Annotated in this window: 13 protein-coding genes and 1 other RNA gene; 13 read left to right on the top strand and 1 reads right to left on the bottom strand. The window is 31.1% G+C overall.

The features are described from left to right. The first annotated feature begins 47 nt into the window (after positions 1 to 47). The 5 genes from era (at position 48) to A7L45_RS15250 (ending at position 5,683) form a co-directional block, all read left to right on the top strand. A complete protein-coding gene (gene era / locus A7L45_RS15270) occupies positions 48 to 929 on the top strand; it encodes a GTPase Era (RefSeq protein ID WP_071613595.1) in 882 nt (293 codons plus the stop codon). Continuing rightward, positions 926 to 1,684, top strand: coding sequence for a DNA repair protein RecO (gene recO, locus A7L45_RS15265; protein WP_071613594.1), 759 nt, complete (start codon positions 926 to 928; stop codon positions 1,682 to 1,684). The genes era and recO overlap by 4 nt, the downstream gene beginning before the upstream one ends. 14 nt (positions 1,685 to 1,698) lie before the next feature. Continuing rightward, positions 1,699 to 2,349 carry a DUF4342 domain-containing protein gene (locus A7L45_RS15260; RefSeq protein ID WP_071613593.1) on the top strand — a complete coding sequence of 217 codons (651 nt, stop codon included), beginning with the start codon at positions 1,699 to 1,701 and terminating at the stop codon, positions 2,347 to 2,349. Positions 2,350 to 2,698: 349 nt separating this feature from the next. Then, complete coding sequence (ppdK, locus tag A7L45_RS15255) at positions 2,699 to 5,335, top strand: pyruvate, phosphate dikinase (RefSeq protein WP_071613592.1); 2,637 nt, start codon at positions 2,699 to 2,701, stop codon at positions 5,333 to 5,335. Between the two features lie 174 nt (positions 5,336 to 5,509). Then, the gene (locus tag A7L45_RS15250) at positions 5,510 to 5,683 is read left to right on the top strand and encodes an FmdB family zinc ribbon protein (protein ID WP_152752875.1); all 174 of its coding nucleotides are present in this window, start codon (positions 5,510 to 5,512) and stop codon (positions 5,681 to 5,683) included. 115 nt (positions 5,684 to 5,798) lie between these two features. Here the strand turns inward: A7L45_RS15250 and A7L45_RS15245 are convergent, their stop codons facing one another. Then, on the bottom strand, positions 5,799 to 6,872 hold the full coding sequence (locus tag A7L45_RS15245; protein WP_071613591.1) for a CotS family spore coat protein: 1,074 nt from the start codon (positions 6,870 to 6,872) through the stop codon (positions 5,799 to 5,801). A 206-nt stretch (positions 6,873 to 7,078) separates the two neighbouring features. Between A7L45_RS15245 and A7L45_RS15240 the strand changes: the two genes are divergently transcribed. From A7L45_RS15240 to nifJ, 8 genes are all read left to right on the top strand, one after another. Further along, positions 7,079 to 8,107, top strand: a complete 1,029-nt coding sequence (locus tag A7L45_RS15240) for a deoxyguanosinetriphosphate triphosphohydrolase (protein ID WP_071613590.1) — start codon at positions 7,079 to 7,081, stop codon at positions 8,105 to 8,107. A 217-nt stretch (positions 8,108 to 8,324) separates the two neighbouring features. After that, entirely contained in the window at positions 8,325 to 10,097 is a 1,773-nt protein-coding gene (gene dnaG, locus A7L45_RS15235; RefSeq protein ID WP_071613589.1) for a DNA primase, read from the top strand. Between the two features lie 22 nt (positions 10,098 to 10,119). Then, positions 10,120 to 11,217, top strand: coding sequence for an RNA polymerase sigma factor RpoD (gene rpoD, locus A7L45_RS15230; protein WP_071613588.1), 1,098 nt, complete (start codon positions 10,120 to 10,122; stop codon positions 11,215 to 11,217). A gap of 121 nt (positions 11,218 to 11,338) precedes the next feature. Further along, on the top strand, positions 11,339 to 12,226 hold the full coding sequence (locus A7L45_RS15225; protein ID WP_071613587.1) for a PH domain-containing protein: 888 nt from the start codon (positions 11,339 to 11,341) through the stop codon (positions 12,224 to 12,226). Between the two features lie 11 nt (positions 12,227 to 12,237). After that, complete coding sequence (locus tag A7L45_RS15220) at positions 12,238 to 12,927, top strand: tRNA (adenine(22)-N(1))-methyltransferase (protein WP_071613586.1); 690 nt, start codon at positions 12,238 to 12,240, stop codon at positions 12,925 to 12,927. After that, on the top strand, positions 12,918 to 13,733 hold the full coding sequence (locus tag A7L45_RS15215; RefSeq protein ID WP_071613585.1) for a Nif3-like dinuclear metal center hexameric protein: 816 nt from the start codon (positions 12,918 to 12,920) through the stop codon (positions 13,731 to 13,733). The genes A7L45_RS15220 and A7L45_RS15215 overlap by 10 nt, the downstream gene beginning before the upstream one ends. Before the next feature lie 39 nt (positions 13,734 to 13,772). Continuing rightward, an RNA gene (gene rnpB, locus A7L45_RS15210) (RNase P RNA component class A) lies at positions 13,773 to 14,159 on the top strand. 440 nt (positions 14,160 to 14,599) lie between these two features. Further along, entirely contained in the window at positions 14,600 to 18,151 is a 3,552-nt protein-coding gene (gene nifJ, locus A7L45_RS15205; RefSeq protein WP_071613584.1) for a pyruvate:ferredoxin (flavodoxin) oxidoreductase, read from the top strand. Positions 18,152 to 18,249 lie beyond the last annotated feature (98 nt).

The raw sequence follows: 18,249 nt of genomic DNA, 5'->3' as shown, positions 1-18,249 counted from the left end.
AGATAGAAATAGAAACTATTTACTTAAGATAAAAAGAAGGAGGATATATGTTTAAATCAGGATTCGTAACAATTATTGGAAGACCTAATGTAGGGAAATCTACATTAATAAATTATATAATGGGGGAGAAATTATCAATTGTATCTAGTAGACCCCAAACTACAAGAAATAATATACAAACTATTTTAACAACTAAGGAATCTCAAATAATATTTGTAGATACTCCAGGAATGCATAAACCTAGACATAAACTAGGAGAATATATGGTTAAAGTAGCTAAACAATCTGCGAATGAGGTTGATGTTATATTATTTATAACAACACCTGGTGATGAGATTGAGATGGGTGATAAACATATTCTTGAACAATTTAAAGACACTAAAATCCCAGTATTCCTATTAGTTAATAAGATAGATGAGAACACTCAAGAGAGAGTGGCTAAAACAGTTCAAGGCTATTCTGAGTATTTTAACTTTAAAGAAATAATACCAATAGCTGCAATAAAAGGAAAAAATATTGACATAGTTACAAAACTTGTAGAGGAAAATATCCCAGAGGGTCCTTTATATTATCCAGAAGATATGATTACAGATCAACAAGAAAGATTTATTATTACTGAAATCATAAGGGAAAAGGCTCTAAAATTATTATCACAGGAAGTGCCTCATGGAATAGCAGTAGAAATTATTTCTATGAAAAGAGACAAAAAAGAAATATACAATATTGAAGTTAACTTATTTTGTGAAAAAGATTCCCATAAAGGTATAATAATCGGAAAAGGTGGAAAAACATTAAAGAAAATTTCTACTTATGCAAGACAAGATATAATGAAATTATTAGGAGAAAACATACATTTGAGATTATGGGTGAAGGTAAAGAAAGAATGGAGAGATACTTCAAGTATTTTGAAGGAACTTGGATATAAATAGGGGATGATCTTCTGGCGATTTTAAAAACTAGAGCTATTGTCATTAAAACACAAGAGTTTAAGGAAAATGATAAGTTAGTCTGGTTATTTACTGAAGATTTTGGTAAAATAACAGCTATAGCAAAGGGCGCGAGGAAAAGTAAAAGTAGGTATATATCATCCACGTTACCTTGCTGCTATGGCGAATTTGTGCTTTTTAAAGGAAAAAATTTACATACAATAAATGAAGTTACAATTATAGATTCCTTTCAGCAATTACTAAGGAATTTGGATACAATTACGTATGCCTCATATTTTAATGAATTAATTGATATAACACTTGAAAATGATGAGATTCATAAAGAACTGTTTAAAGACTTAGTTACTGCTTTTTATTTTATTAAAAATGATGTTATGGATATAGAAATTCTTGCAAGGGCTTTTGAAATAAGAATCTTAAAAGCAACAGGATATGAATTAAATTTTAATAAGTGTGTAAGGTGTAGAAAAAAAATAACTATCTCGAATTATATAGATTTAATATCTTATGGTCCAATTTGCAGCGAGTGTGAAAAGTTAAATAGTATATATATATCAAATCCTACATATAATACATTGAAATTCTTAAATAACTTTGGTATGGATAGAATTAATAGAATTATTGTATCTAAAACATCAAAGCTTGAATTATATAAAATTTTATCGCTTATTATTTCTCAAAATTATACAAGAAAGCCAAAGAGCTTAGAAATGTTTGATTACTTAGATAAATTTTAAGGAGGATGATTTTAATGGAAGAAATTACACTTGAAAAGATTGATATTATTAAGGAGCGTACAGGGGTTTCATATACTGATGCTAAAGAAGCGCTAGAGGAATGTGATGCTAACGTAGTTGATGCTTTGATTTATATCGAAGCAAAAGAGAAAAAATCAGCTAAATTTAATATGGATGAAATGTATACTACTAAGGATGAATTTTTATCATGGATAAAAGAGATAGCGAGAAAAGGTAATGTAACACGGATAAAAATTAAAAGGGATGATAAAGTTGTTATAGATATCCCTGTTAATGCAGGCATTGCAGTAGGTATAGTTGGGTTATGTATACCTTATTTATTTGGTATAGGCATATTTGCAGCTGTAGTAACAAATGTTACTATAGAGATAACTAAAGCAGATGGTAGCGTAGAAATAATTAATACTATAATTAAAAATACAGTTGATGATGTAGTAAACAAGATGAGTGATATGGGTGAGGATGTAAAAGAAAAATACAATGAAACAAAGGACAGTTTTAACAAAGGTAATAAAGATAACAAAGACAATAAAGATACTAACACTGACAATGTATACCAATATACTGTAAAGTTTGAAGAAAAAGATAAAGAAGAAGATAAAAAAGAAGATATAGAAAATGAAAATATTAAAGAAGATGAATAACAATATAATGATTTTGTTTTTTCAGTCTAATATTTTTAAATAGAACCTAAGTAATTTTTTACATTTATAAAGCCAGCAGCTATTAGTTGCTGGCTTTATAAATGTAAAAAATGCAATAAACATGACGAAAAAAGTGATTAAAAAGGCCTACATTCAATTCGAAAACGTGGTATAATGTTACAAATGGTATGTGAAATCTTAGAATATTATCAATTCGTGCAAACGTTTTGATTCAAATATATACCATTTTAGAAAATTGTAGTGAATTTGAAGGGTGCTTATTGTTGTTAATGGGATATTCTTATAACCATTATCATATATTAATTATAATCGAAGGAGTTGTGTGCAAATGGAAAAGAAAAAGTACGTATACCATTTTAGTGAGGGTAATATTTCAATGAAAAATCTTCTAGGTGGAAAAGGTGCAAATCTTGCAGATATGACGAGTCTTGGAATTCCAGTTCCAAAGGGATTCACCGTTACTACTGAAGCTTGTAATAAATACTATGAAGATGGTCAAGTAATAACACCTGAAGTTGTTAGTGAAATTTATGTTAAAATGACTGAACTAGAAAACCTTACCGGTAAGAAGTTTGGAAGTTTAGAAAATCCATTACTTGTATCAGTTAGATCCGGAGCAAGAGCATCAATGCCTGGTATGATGGATACAATTTTAAACCTGGGGTTAAATGATAAAACAGTAGAAGTTATGGCAAGACTTACAAATAATCCAAGATTCGCTTATGATTCTTACAGAAGATTTATACAAATGTTTGCTGATGTTGTTATGGACGTTGAAAAAAGAAATTTTGAAAATATGATGGATAAGATAAAGGAAGAAAAAGGTGTAAAATTCGATACAGAATTAGATGCGAGTGATCTTAAAAAATTAGTAGTACAATTTAAAGAATTTTATAAAGAAACTAAAGGTGTAGAATTTCCAAGTGATCCAAAGATACAATTAATAGAGGCTATATCCGCAGTATTTAGATCATGGGACAATCCTCGTGCTAATGTATATAGAAGACTAAATGATATTCCGGGAGACTGGGGAACAGCTGTAAGCGTTCAAGAAATGGTGTTTGGTAATAAAGGTGAAACATCAGGAACTGGTGTTGCTTTCTCTAGAAATCCATCTACTGGAGAAAAAGGAATCTTTGCGGAATACTTAATGAATGCTCAAGGTGAAGACGTTGTTGCAGGAATAAGGACGCCACAAGATATTTCACAACTTGAAAAAGATATGCCAAAAGTATATAGCGAGTTTATGAATATTGTTAATACTCTTGAGAAACATAATAAAGATATGCAAGATATGGAGTTTACAATTGAAGATAAAAAGTTATTCTTTTTGCAAACAAGAAATGGAAAGAGAACTGCGCAAGCAGCACTCAAAATTGCAGTAGAACTTGTTGAAGAAGGAATGCTTACAAAGAGAGAAGCTTTAATGAAGGTTGATCCAAAACAATTAGATACATTACTTCATCCTAATTTTGATCTAGTTGCATTAAAAGAAGCTACGATAATAGCTAAAGGATTACCAGCATCTCCGGGAGCTGCATGTGGAAAAGTTTACTTTACTGCAGATGAGGCAAAAATCAAACATGAGGCTGGAGAAGCGGTTATTCTTGTTAGGCTTGAGACCTCACCAGAGGACATTGAAGGCATGGTTGCTGCAGAAGGTATATTAACAGTAAGAGGAGGGATGACGTCTCATGCTGCGGTTGTTGCAAGAGGAATGGGGACGTGCTGCGTGGCTGGTTGTTCTGATTTAAAAGTTAACGAAGAATCTAAGAGCTTCCAAATTAGAGAAATGGTATATCATGAAGGTGATTTTATTTCAATGGATGGAAGTACAGGAAGTGTATATGCTGGAGTAATTAAAACAGTTGAGCCTGAGATAAATGGATACTTTGAAATATTTATGGGTTGGGCTGATGAAGTAAGAAGTCTTAAGGTTAGAGCTAATGCTGATACTCCCAAAGATGCAGCTCAAGCAGTTAAATATGGAGCTGAAGGCATAGGCTTATGTAGAACAGAACATATGTTTTTTGACTCTGATAGAATAATGATTATAAGAGAAATGATTGTAGCTAAAAATGAGGACGCAAGAAGAGTAGCATTAGATAAGTTATTACCAATTCAAAGAGGTGACTTTGTAGGAATATATGAAGAACTTAAAGAAAAACCAACTACAATCAGATTTTTAGATCCACCACTACATGAATTTTTGCCACATGCTGATGAAGATATAAAAAAATTAGCAAAAGATATGGGAATAACTTTTAAGGAGTTAAAGGCTACAGTTGAATCATTACATGAAGTTAACCCAATGATGGGACATAGGGGATGTAGACTTGCAGTATCATATCCAGAAATAGCAGAGATGCAAACTAGGGCAGTTATTGAAGCTGCTATAGATGTTAAAAATAGAAAAGGATATAATATTGTTCCAGAAATAATGATTCCTTTAATTGGAGAAGTTAGGGAACTAAAATATGTTAAAGATATAGTAGTAAAAACAGCTGATAAAATCATAGCAGAGTCTGGCAGTGATTTAAAATACATGGTTGGTACAATGATCGAAATACCAAGAGCGGCACTTACAGCAGATTTAATAGCAAAAGAAGCCGAGTTCTTTTCGTTTGGAACAAATGATTTAACACAAATGACTTTCGGATTTTCAAGAGATGATGCTGCAAACTTCTTAAAGCATTATTATGAAAAGAAAGTTTATGAGTTTGATCCATTCCAAAAACTAGACCAGGTAGGTGTAGGTAAACTTATTAAAATGGCAGCTGACCTTGGACGTCAGGTTAGGCCTAATATAAAGCTTGGAATATGTGGCGAACATGGTGGAGACCCATCGTCAGTTGAATTCTGTCACAATGTTGGACTTAATTATGTATCATGTTCACCATTTAGAGTTCCAGTTGCAAGACTTGCAGCTGCTCAAGCTGAAATAAACAACCCAAGAAAAAAATAGTATAAAAAGAATAGGGTATTGCATCTTAATTTCATTATTGATTTTAAGTACAATGCCCTATTTTAATATTATAAAGTTATTATTAAGCTTGTTATAATAAATGATATGACCTATTATTAAATATGGTATATGGATATAGGAATATAATAAAACAGCAAATAAGAGGTGAACAATTTGACATATACATATAAATGCAATAAATGTAATAATGAATTTATCATTGAAAAGGCTATGAATGAGGAAGTTGAGATTAAATGTGAATGTGGGAATACTGATGTAAAAAGAATATATAGTGTGCCGAGTTTTAAGATTAATTGTAATGGATTCTGTGGGAAAATAAATAAGTAGATCTTAAATAACTTTCTTAATTATAATAACACCGTTAATGAATTCATTAACGGTGTTATTATAATTTAAAAAATATTACATGGATAATACTTACGCGTCACAGGAGATGATTTAATTATAGTTTATGTGTCACATTAAATTTATTTTCAATATAGGATTTAAACTTTTGTACAAAATCTAATTGATAGTCATTTTTATTAGTTGCATTATTTAGTAAATTTAAAAAGGCTTTTTTATTACACTTATTAATGTTACCATAATAATCTCTTGATATTTTCCAATATCTTTGTGGGAAAGCTAAATAAACAAGAATATATTTATAATCATCCAAGGTTAAAGGTAGAATCTTATCATATAAATCTAGAAAACTTATGGCTAGTTCTAAATCCCATTTTGTATTGTCTCTTTTAAGCAATCTTCTTAATGAATATGAGATGTCATGGGCGCAATAGTCATTCCTGCACTTATCAAAATCAATTACCCATATTTCATTATTAGTGTCAAAAATAATATTTTTGTTAACATAGTCAAGGTGACACAATGATTTTGTAAGATTATTAAGGTTTAAGCTATAAGCAATGTTTGAAGAACACTTAGCGAGAATACTGCTTGTTTCAAAATATTTAAGATATAATTTTGAAAATGAATCATCGTATTTATAAGCTAAATTTGAAAAATTAAGAAGGCTTTCGTAATGTTTATAGATGGAAGGTCCTAAAGGGCTGTAGTCTTCTTTTAAGGAACTACCACATATAGGTTTAAAGTTAATACTTACTTTATGCATATTTGCTAGATTCGTACTGCATACTAAAATATGATCGATATTATCGTAATCACATTTTATGCCATTAATCCAGGGTGTGAGTATAAATAACATGTTGTTGTAATTTACGAATCTACTATTGTTTTTTGTTTTAAGGATTCGTGGTACATGAATATTATTTCTATATAACCATTCTATTGCTGAGTACACAAATAATAAATCTTTAATAGAGTAATAAACTTTTTTAAGACAATAACATTCGTCAAAGTATTGCACTTTATATACAGCTCTTTGTTTATCAGTATCCTTAAATTTAATTTGTGATATATCAGCGTTAGCTAAGTCATATTGAGGTAAAATGTTCTTTTTTACATTTTCTTCTGATAACAAATTTATGTTATTAAAGTTTTTAGCCGTAGATGGCATCTTAACACTCCTAAAAATTATTACATTATTAGAATATTAATAAAATATAAATAATATACGTTTAACGTAAAAAAAGGGAAATTAATTTAATTTGTAGAATACTAACTAATATAACTTTAAATTTAAAATTAAATTGGCAAGACGTTTTTAAGAAACCTAAATAAGAAATAAAACAAAGAGGTACTTTTAAATTTAGGAGGAAAGCTATGAACATTCGAAGTAAAATAGAAACTAATGAAAGCAGTACCATTATACAATATGGCGCGTTATCCATAAATTCAAAGGGACGCGAAAAAATGCAGGAGAAGGATGATCTAAGAACTTGTTATATGGTTGACAGAGATAGGATAATACACAGTAAATCATTTAGAAGACTAAAGCATAAAACTCAAGTATACATAAAGACAAGTAGCGATCACTATAGAACAAGGTTAACTCATACATTAGAAGTTGCACAGATAGCTAGAACCATAGGACGTGGTATTGGGTTAAATGAGGATTTAATAGAAGCTATAGCTTTAGGGCATGATATAGGCCACGTCCCTTTTGCACATAATGGTGAAGCTGTGCTTAATGATATTTTGCCAAAGGGATTTAGGCATAATGAAAATAGTATCAGGGTACTCACAAAAATAGAAAAAGCAGGTGTTGGACTTAATTTAAGCATAGAAGTATTAGATGGAATTCTTAATCATAGTGGACTTTCGGAGAAATTTGGTGAGGCTGCAACTCTTGAGGGGCAAGTTGTTAGGTATAGCGATAAGATTGCATACGTAAACCACGATATAGATGATTCTATAAGGGCTCATCTATTAACTGAAGAAATGCTACCAAAAGGAGCTACAAAAGTATTAGGCACGAACCATGGTAAGCGAATAGATATTTTAGTAAAAGATTGTATTTATAATACAATAAATAATTTAGATACAGGAGTTATAGGGGTATCACTTACGCAGGAAGTTGGAAATGCATTAGGTGATTTAAGAAATTTTATGTTTGAGAATATATATAAAGGTGAAATATTAAAGGAAGAAAGGAAAAAGGCACAATTTGTGGTGACAAATGTTTTTGAATACTACTATAAGAATCCATCTGCTATGCCAGAGTTCTATAAGGGTATAGTTGAGGATGAGGGGCTTTACATAGGGGTAGCAGATTACATTTCAGGTATGAGTGATGACTATTGCTTAATGCTCTTTAATAATATATATGTACCTAAACTTAGTATTTATTAAAGATAATAATAAAGGATAACACCTCTAAAAATTATAGTATAAAAATTATAAATAAAAAATAAATTTAAAAAAATGCAGGAAATTTCTATTTTATCAAGAATATATTATAAGCAGACATAATTATTATTAAAAAAAGTAAAATTAAAGAAGGATAGCATGCTTTTTTGTCGAATAAGAACATATTGTGAACTTATATAAGTAAGGTGGTAATAATATATTGATTGCTGAAGATGTCATCTTAAAGATAAAGGAACAAAATGATATTGTGGATGTAATATCTGAAAGAGTAAAACTTAAAAAGACAGGAAAAAATTATACTGGCCTTTGTCCTTTTCATAATGAGAAGAGTCCATCATTTACAGTGTCAACGGAAAAACAAATTTATAAATGTTTTGGATGTGGAGAAGCTGGAAATGTAATTAGTTATGTTATGAAGGATAGAAATGTAACTTTTCCAGAAGCTGCAAGGATACTTGCTCAAAGGGCTAACATTAGTATAGAAGTAGATAATGGAGAAAATAATGTACAGCGTGACATGTATAAAAAAATGTACAATATTAATGTTGAAACGGCCAGGTATTTTTATGAAAACTTAAGAAAGGATAAGAAAGCTGAATTATATTTCCTTAACAGAGGTATTACAGAGGCTACTATGAAAAAATTTGGATTAGGTTTTTCTTTCGATAAATGGGATGGATTGTTATTATATTTAAAAAAGAAAGGCTACTCAGAACTAGATTTACTTAATATAGGATTAATTATTAAAAGTCCTAAGGGGTCTTATTATGATAGATTTAGAAATAGGATAATGTTCCCTGTGTTTGATTATATGGGGAAAGTAATTGGATTTGGTGGAAGAGTTTTAGATGATTCGAAACCTAAATATCTAAATTCACCGGAAACTCCCTTATTTCATAAAGGATTAAATCTTTATGGATTAAATTTTGTAATTAAAAATAACAGATCTCGAACAATAATAATCGTAGAAGGATATATGGATTGTATTTCACTTCATCAATATGGTTTTTCAAATGTAGTTGCGTCGCTTGGTACTGCGCTCACTATTAATCAAGCAAAGTTATTAAAAAGACATGTAGATAAAGTTATTATTTCTTTTGACGCTGATTTTGCAGGTCAGGCTGCAACTATAAAGGGACTTGAGATATTAAGAAGTGAAGGTTTCGATTTAAGAGTTCTTATAGTTCCTAGTGGTAAAGACCCTGATGAATATATAAAAAATAGTGGTAAGCAGGCCTTTCAAAAATTAATAGATGATGCTCTTCCTTTAATAGATTATAGACTTAAAAGAGCAGGAGACGGAATAAATTTTTCAAATAGTGAAATGATAATACAGTATGTAAAAAAAGTTACTGAAATTATTGCAGAACTTGATCCTGTTGAAAAAGATGTTTATATAAAAAAGGTTTCTGAGGATACGGGTATCAAAGAACAGGCAATATATGACTTATTAAGCGAAGAACTCAATAAAAGTTCTAATAAAATGAAAAAAATGAATATACAACAGGATTTTGGACAAAAATTATATTTAGAGCCAGCTTATATTAAGGCTGAAAGAACTTTATTAAAGTTTATGTTTATAAATGAAGAAAATTGTAACTATATTACAGAAAACATGTCTGTAGACCAATTAGTAATTCAAAGTCATAAAAACATATATGAGCTAATTGTTAAATATAAAAACTTAATAATAGGTGAAAAAATAAAAAATATAGAACCTATGTGTGAGAAAGATATAGAATGCACAAAGGAATGGATTAATATTATGGAAATTGAATTCTCTGGAAATGAAGAGGATCATAAAAAACTAATAAATGACTGCATAAAACAACTGAAAAAATTCAAGTTAGAGGAGTCGAAAAAAGAAATTATGAATAAAATCAAACAATACGAATCAAAAGGTTTGCTCGAAGAATCTATAAAACTTGCTCAAGAACTAATAGAATTACAAAAGAATCTAAAACAATTATAGTATTCAGAAAGGAGGTTATATGATGAAGGATAAAAGCTCAAAAATGACTATTGTTAAAAAACTTATTGAAAAAGGCAAGAAAAAAGGATCCTTAACTTATAAAGAAGTAATGGATGAACTTTATGAAATAGAATTGTCACCAGAACAAATAGAGAAAGTATATGAAGTTTTAGAATCAATGGAGATTGAGGTTGTTGGGGATATGCATGCAAAAGCTGCACCTGCTACAGGTGCCCAAGCAGAAGCAGAACCTGAAACTGAAGAACTTGATGTTAGCATACCAGAAGGTATATCTATAGATGATCCAGTTCGAATGTATTTAAAAGAAATCGGCAAGGTTGCACTATTATCATCGGCTGAGGAAATTGATCTCGCTAAAAGAAACGAAGAAGGAGATCTTGCTGCTAAGAAAAAACTTGCAGAGGCTAATTTAAGATTGGTAGTAAGTATAGCTAAGAGATACGTTGGACGTGGAATGTTGTTCTTAGATCTTATTCAGGAAGGTAATTTAGGACTAATAAAAGCTGTAGAAAAATATGATTATAGAAAAGGCTTTAAATTTAGTACTTATGCTACATGGTGGATTAGGCAGGCGATTACAAGAGCGATAGCCGATCAAGCAAGAACTATAAGAATACCAGTTCACATGGTTGAAACTATAAATAAGCTTATTAGAGTTTCAAGGCAATTGTTACAGGAACTTGGACGCGAACCTCAACCAGATGAAGTTGCTGAAAAAATGGAAATGCCAGTTGGAAAAGTTCGTGAAATAATGAAAATTGCACAAGAACCAGTGTCTCTTGAGACCCCTATTGGTGAAGAAGAAGATAGTCATTTAGGTGATTTTATTCCGGATGATGATGCGCTAGCACCAGCGGAAGCAGCTGCATTTACAATGCTAAAAGAGCAATTAATTAATGTTTTAGATACGCTTACTCCTAGAGAAGAAAAAGTTTTAAGATTAAGATTTGGGTTAGATGATGGACGTGCAAGAACTCTTGAGGAAGTTGGAAAAGAGTTTAATGTAACTAGAGAGAGAATAAGACAAATTGAAGCAAAGGCACTACGTAAATTAAGACACCCAAGCAGAAGTAAAAAATTAAAAGATTATTTAGATTAGAACATATTAAGCATAAAAGAACACCTTTTCAAGGTGTTTTTTTTGTTATCGTGTAAAAATATGTAAATGCATTTACAAGGTAGATTTATATATGATATAATACATTTTAGAAGGTGATTAAATGGAGAGTTATGAATCGAAACGAGGATACGGGTTAGTGCTTATGATACTGACTATTGCATTATATAATATATTAATTTTAATATTTCTTAAATTTACTAACTCATACATTGTAGCTAATCTATTAAAACTTTTATTAGTCGCTTGCAATATATATCAAGTTTATTATATATTGCTGTTCTCCTCAGTTAAATGTTCTATTGATGAGGAAAATCTTAAAATTTATGCTATTTGGTCATTAAAAAAGGTGATAATTCCACTAAATGAAATTGAAGGATATTTTATGACGACTGGTAAAATTAAAGGTGTAAAGCTTAATGGTATAGCTGCTAGCGGTTTTGTAATGGGTCGATTTGTAATTGATAAAATTGGAATGTCTAGAATGTTTGTAACTGATAATAAAAATGTTGTTTATATAAAAACTAAACATATGAATTATGCAGTTTCGCCACTTAACTATAAAGGATTTGAGGAAGATTTAATCTATCATGATATACCTGTTGCGCAGTGGAAGCATAATGTGAATAATAGCTATAATCTTCATAAAGACAAATATTTTATTGTGCCATTAATGATAGTTAGTATTATAATACTAATATTAACTTTAAATCCACTTATATTACATTTGAAAAATGCGATACCTGATATTATGCCATTAAATTTTGATGCAAAATTTAAGCCAATAAAAATGGGTACAGGTAAGCAATTTGCATTTACTCAGATGCTTTATGGAGTACTAAATATGGCTTTGCTTTTTTGCATGTATTATGCAAGTTATTTTTGCGCGAAATATGATAGAAAATCGGCATATAAATATATTTATTTGTCACTAGTTGTGGCACTTATATTTTTGATTATGCAGTTTAAAATATTAATTAACTTTAGATAAGGATGTAGATTATGGAGCTTAGTATAAGATTAAACGCAATAGCAAGTATGATTGAAAAATGTGATAGTGTTATTGATGTTGGTACGGATCATGGATATGTTCCTATTTATTTAGTGCAAAAGGGTATAACAGAAAAGGCTGTTGCATCTGATATAAATAGAGGGCCTGTTGAAAAGGCTAAAAAAAATGTAACTCGCAATAAGGTTGCTAATGAAATTAGTTGTAGGCTAGGAAGTGGATTGTCTACTGTTAAAGAAGGCGAAGTTCAGGTAGCTATTATTGCAGGAATGGGTGGCAATTTAATAAGAGATATATTAGAAACTGATTTGGATATTGTTAAAAAATTAAAATACATGGTGCTTCAACCAGTTCAAAATGCTGAAGTGCTTAGGGAGTATTTATATAAAACTGGATATGAATTTATTGATGAAGAAATTTGTTATGATGATGGTAAGTTTTATGAAATAATTAAAGTTAGATATGATTCTAAACCTAAAGTGTTAGATAATATATATTATGAAATAAGTAAAATATTATTAGACAAAAAACATTTAGTGATGAAAGAATTTATAGAATACAAATTGCATAAATACTCAAAAGTATACGATTGTTTAAACGAGGATACCATTTTATCAAACACTAGGAAAGAGCAGCTTTATTATGTTATACAAAAACTTAAGGAGTTTTTAGAATGCTTTTAAAAGTAAAAGACATAGAAAATATTATGGAAGAGTACGCACCCTCTATTTTAAAAGAGAGTTATGATAATGTAGGACTTATGATTGGAGAGAGCGCGGAAAATGTTACAAAAATTTTAGTCGCATTAGATTGCACAATGGATGTAATACGTGAAGCAAAAAATAAAGGGTGTAACTTTATATTGACGCATCATCCTCTTCTTTTTGTTAAACCTAAAACTATTACTACAGATACATTAGTAGGAAGAAAAGTTATTGAGCTGATTAAGAATGGTATAAATGTGTACTCTAGTCATACAAATCTTGATTCTGTTAAAGGTGGTTTGAATGATATTGTTACTGAAATCTTAGGATTTAGTAAATATAAAATAATAGAGATGTCAGAAACAAATGATTCAGGTAAAACTGATGCAGGAATTGGTAGATTAGTAATTTTAGATGAACCTATGCGTTTTGAATCGTTATGCGAAAATGTTAAAAGGACACTTAAAGCAGAATTTATAAGAGTTGTAGGTAAGGATGATAAATTAGTAAATACTATAGCCATTATAAATGGCAGTGGAGAAGATTTTTTTAGTGAGAGTATAAAGCTTGGAGCAGATTGCATTATTACAGGAGACACTAAATACCATGGTGCCTGTGATTTACTAGAACAAAATATTGCTTTAATCGATGCTGGCCATTTTAAAACGGAGTGGATACCATTTAAAGTATTTATTGAAAAATTCAAAAAACAACTAATAAAAGATGGATATGACAATGAGGTTATAATTTCTAAGTGCACCTTTGATCCATATAAAATCAAATAGTGATTGCTTTTGTTTTAATAATATGATATTATAGTTTTGCGAGTAAGCCAGACAATCGCTGCTAAGTATTGCTTGCAATACTTAGAAGAGGAAAGTCCGAGCTCCACAGGGCAGGGTGCTGGGTAACCCCCAGTGAAGGCGACTTTAAGGAAAGTGCAACAGAGAGATACCGCTAAAGGTATTCTAAAAGTTTAGTTTACTAAGATTTTAGAATATACTAGCAAGGATGGAAAGGCGAGGTAAGAGCTCACCAGCGCACTGGCGACTTTGCGGCTATGTAAACCCCACTTGGAGCAAGATCGAATAGGAGAACATTTTGGGACGGCCCGTCTCGTTCTCGGGTGTATCGCTTGAGCTTATTGGTAACAATAGGCCTAGATAGATGATTGTCTAATACAGGACTCGGCTTATAGACTTACTCACACCAATGAAAACACTATGTTTAATGCATGGTGTTTTATTTTATTTGTCATACTATAATATTATACAAAACTATTTAGTATAACGGTAAAACCCATCTTAAACTCAGATGGGTTTTTAATTTAGTGAATTATAAAATTTAATTTAAAGTAATTTGTTTAAAAGTTTTAAAACTGTACATAATTATAATGTAAGCCTTTATTAATTTTAATCCATAGAACTGTATAAGGTTGCTGCCTTTATGCAGTATGTTTTTTAATTAACAATTTAAGTAAGCCACTAATATTTATTTTAAATATTAGTGGCTTATTAAATAAATAATTTTAACACGAACTATTTTAAAATTAAGGACAGTAATTATATTATGAATGATATCTGAATAGTTACCAATACTAATACTAACATTAATGTTAGTTTTTAAAATACTTTACAAAAGGAGAGAAAACATGGGAAAGGTTATGAAAACAATGGATGGTAATAGTGCGGCTGCTTATGCATCATATGCATTTACTGAGGTAGCGGCTATATATCCAATTACACCGTCAACGTCAATGGCGGAAGTGGTAGATGAGTGGTCTGCTCACAATAAAAAAAATTTATTTGATCAACAGGTTAGAGTTGTGGAAATGCAATCAGAAGCAGGTGCGGCAGGTGCTGTTCATGGTTCATTAGTTGCTGGGGCTTTAACTACTACTTATACTGCCTCACAAGGTCTACTCTTAATGATTCCAAATATGTATAAAATGGCGGGAGAATTATTGCCTGCAGTTTTTCATGTAAGTGCAAGAGCTATAGCTACGCATGCATTATCTATATTTGGTGATCATCAAGATGTAATGGCTTGCAGGCAAACTGGATTTGCACTTTTAGCTTCTACTAATGTGCAAGAAGCCATGGACTTAGCGTGTGTATCACATTTATGTGCAATTAGGGGAAGGGTTCCTTTCATGCATTTTTTTGATGGATTTAGAACTTCTCATGAATTACAAAAAATTGAAGTAATAGATTATGAGGACTTAAGAAAACTTGTTGATTATAGTGCAATTCAAGAATTTAGGAATAGGGCACTAAATCCTGAACATCCAGTAGTGCGTGGAACGGCTCAAAATCCAGATATATATTTTCAAGGCAGAGAAGTTTCAAATAACTATTATGACAATCTTCCAGATATCGTTGAAGAATATATGGAAGAAATACATAAGGTTACAGGAAGAGAGTACCATCCTTTTGATTACTATGGTGATCCTAATGCTGAAAGTATTATAATTGCAATGGGATCCGTTTGCGATACTATTTATGAAACCGTGGATTACTTAAGAGCTAAAGGAGAAAAAATTGGATGCATAAAAGTACATTTATATAGACCTTTTAGTGAGAAACATTTTTTTAATGTAATACCAAAGTCAGTTAAAAAGATTGCAGTCCTTGATAGAACCAAAGAACCTGGATCATTGGCAGAACCTTTATATTTAGATATAACCAAGGTACTTTATAATAGTGAGGATAGGCCAATAGTTGTTGGTGGTCGATACGGTCTTGGGTCAAAAGATACAAGACCATCTCAGATATTAGCTGTTTTTAAAAATCTATCTTTAGATAAACCAAGAGATAATTTTACAATAGGGATTAATGATGATGTGACGTATAATTCATTACCAGAAGAGGAACCGGTGCAAACTTCAGCTGTTGGTACTATAGAGTGTAAATTTTGGGGACTTGGATCAGATGGCACTGTGGGCGCTAATAAATCTGCAATTAAAATTATTGGTGATAATACAGAGCTATATGCACAAGGGTACTTTTCTTATGATAGTAAAAAGTCCGGAGGTACTACCGTTTCTCATCTAAGATTTGGTAAACAACCAATAAAATCACCTTACTTAATATTTGAGGCCGATTATATTGCTTGTCACAACAATTCTTTTTTATATAATTATGATATTTTGAAAGGATTAAAAAAAGGCGGTACATTTGTTCTAAATTGTCCTTGGATAGGTCAAGAATTGGAAGAAAAAATTCCTGGTACTATAAGAAAATATGTGGCCGAAAATAACATAAGTTTCTACACTATTGATGCAGTTGCAATTGCTCAAGAAATTGGACTTGGATCAAGAATTAATATGATAATGCAGGCAGCTTTTTTTAAGGTGTCACAGGTGATTCCTGTAGAAGAGGCAGTTAACTATTTAAAAGATTCTATTGAAAAAAGTTATGGTAGAAAAGGACAAAAAATAGTAGATATGAATAAAGCTGCTGTGGATAAGGGTATATCCGAATTGTTAAAGATTGAAGTTCCAAACTCTTGGCTTAATATAGATAAGAACATAGCTATGACTCAATTGGATGTAAAAGAAAGCCATACTAGCCAAAATGAACCGGACTTTGTTAGAAGAATACAAAGGCCGATGGAAAGACATGAGGGCGATGAGTTACCTGTAAGTGCATTTGTTGGTATGGAGGACGGGAGTTTCCCATTAGGAACAACTGCATATGAAAAGCGTGGTATTGCAGTACTAGTACCTCAGTGGCAACCAGAAAAGTGTATACAATGTGGCCAATGTGCATACGTATGTCCACATGCAACCATTAGACAATTCGCTTTAGATGACAAAGAAAGTTCCGCAAAGCCTGAAAACTATACAACTATACAAGCGAAAGGAAGGGGACTTGAAAAGTATCAATTTAGAATACAAGTAACACCTTTAGATTGCACAGGATGTGGCAATTGCGCAGATGTCTGCCCAGCACCTGGGAAGGCTTTAGTAATGATGCCTTCAGATGGAGAAATTGAAGCTCAAGCAGAGAATTGGGAATTTACATTAAAACTTTCTCAAAAAGATGGATTAATGGATATAAATACATTAAAGGGAAGTCAGTTTGTTAAGCCATTATTAGAGTTTAATGGAGCATGTCCGGGATGTGGTGAAACACCTTATATAAGACTTTTAACACAATTGTTTGGTGAGAGAATGATGATAGCAAATGCAACAGGATGTTCATCTATATGGGCAGCTAGTGCTCCATCAATTGCGTATACTACTGATGCAAATGGAAAGGGACCTTCCTGGGGGAATTCCTTATTTGAAGATAATGCAGAGTATGGTTATGGAATGTATCTTGCAGTGTCACAAATGAGAAATCGCCTAGAGGAATTAATGAAAACATCTATAGAATCACCTATAAGTGAAAATTTAAAAGAGCTATTCAATGAATGGATTACTACAAGAGAAGATGGAAATGCTTCGAAAATTGCTTCTAAGAAAATATTAGAGGAAATTCAATTAGGTCATGAGAAATATGCTGATAATAAAATAATTCAAGAAATAATTAATAAAAAGGACTATTTAGTTAAAAAATCTCAGTGGATAATCGGTGGTGACGGATGGGCCTATGATATAGGCTACGGTGGAGTAGATCAAGTATTATCAACGGGAGAAGACGTGAATTTATTTGTAATGGATACAGAAATATATTCAAATACAGGTGGGCAGTCTTCAAAAGCGACTCCGACAGCAGCAGTAGCAAAATTTGCAACGTTAGGTAAAAAAACTAAAAAGAAAGATTTGGGTATGATGGCAATGAGCTATGGATATGTTTATGTAGCTCAAATAGCTTTAGGGGCTAATATGAATCAGACAATGAAGGCTATAGTTGAAGCTGAAAGATATAAGGGACCATCACTTATAATAGCATATGCTCCATGCATTAGTCATGGTATAAAAGTTGGAATGGGGAGTAGTATAAAAGAAGAAAAGAAAGCTGTTGATTCAGGTTATTGGCATTTATATAGGTATAATCCAGAGTTAAAGGAAGAAGGCAAAAATCCTTTTGTTTTGGATTCAAAGGAACCTATATTGCCATATGGAGATTTTATTAATGGTGAAATTAGATATGCTTCATTAAAAACAACATTTCCTAAAATAGCAGATGAGATGTTTGCACTTTCTGCGAGGAATGCTAAAGAAAGATATGAAACATATAAAAAGTTAGCAGAATAAATCAGAAAAAATAAAAACGTAAGAACTTAAATGTTCTTGCGTTTTTATTTTTTTACATCTAAAGTTCTCCTTAATACCTAAAAAAGTTTTATTGTTGA

It is taken from the genome of Clostridium estertheticum subsp. estertheticum (assembly GCF_001877035.1).
Taxonomy (GTDB): Bacteria; Bacillota; Clostridia; order Clostridiales; family Clostridiaceae; genus Clostridium_AD; species Clostridium_AD estertheticum.
This window is presented reverse-complemented; position numbering and strand designations above follow the sequence as displayed.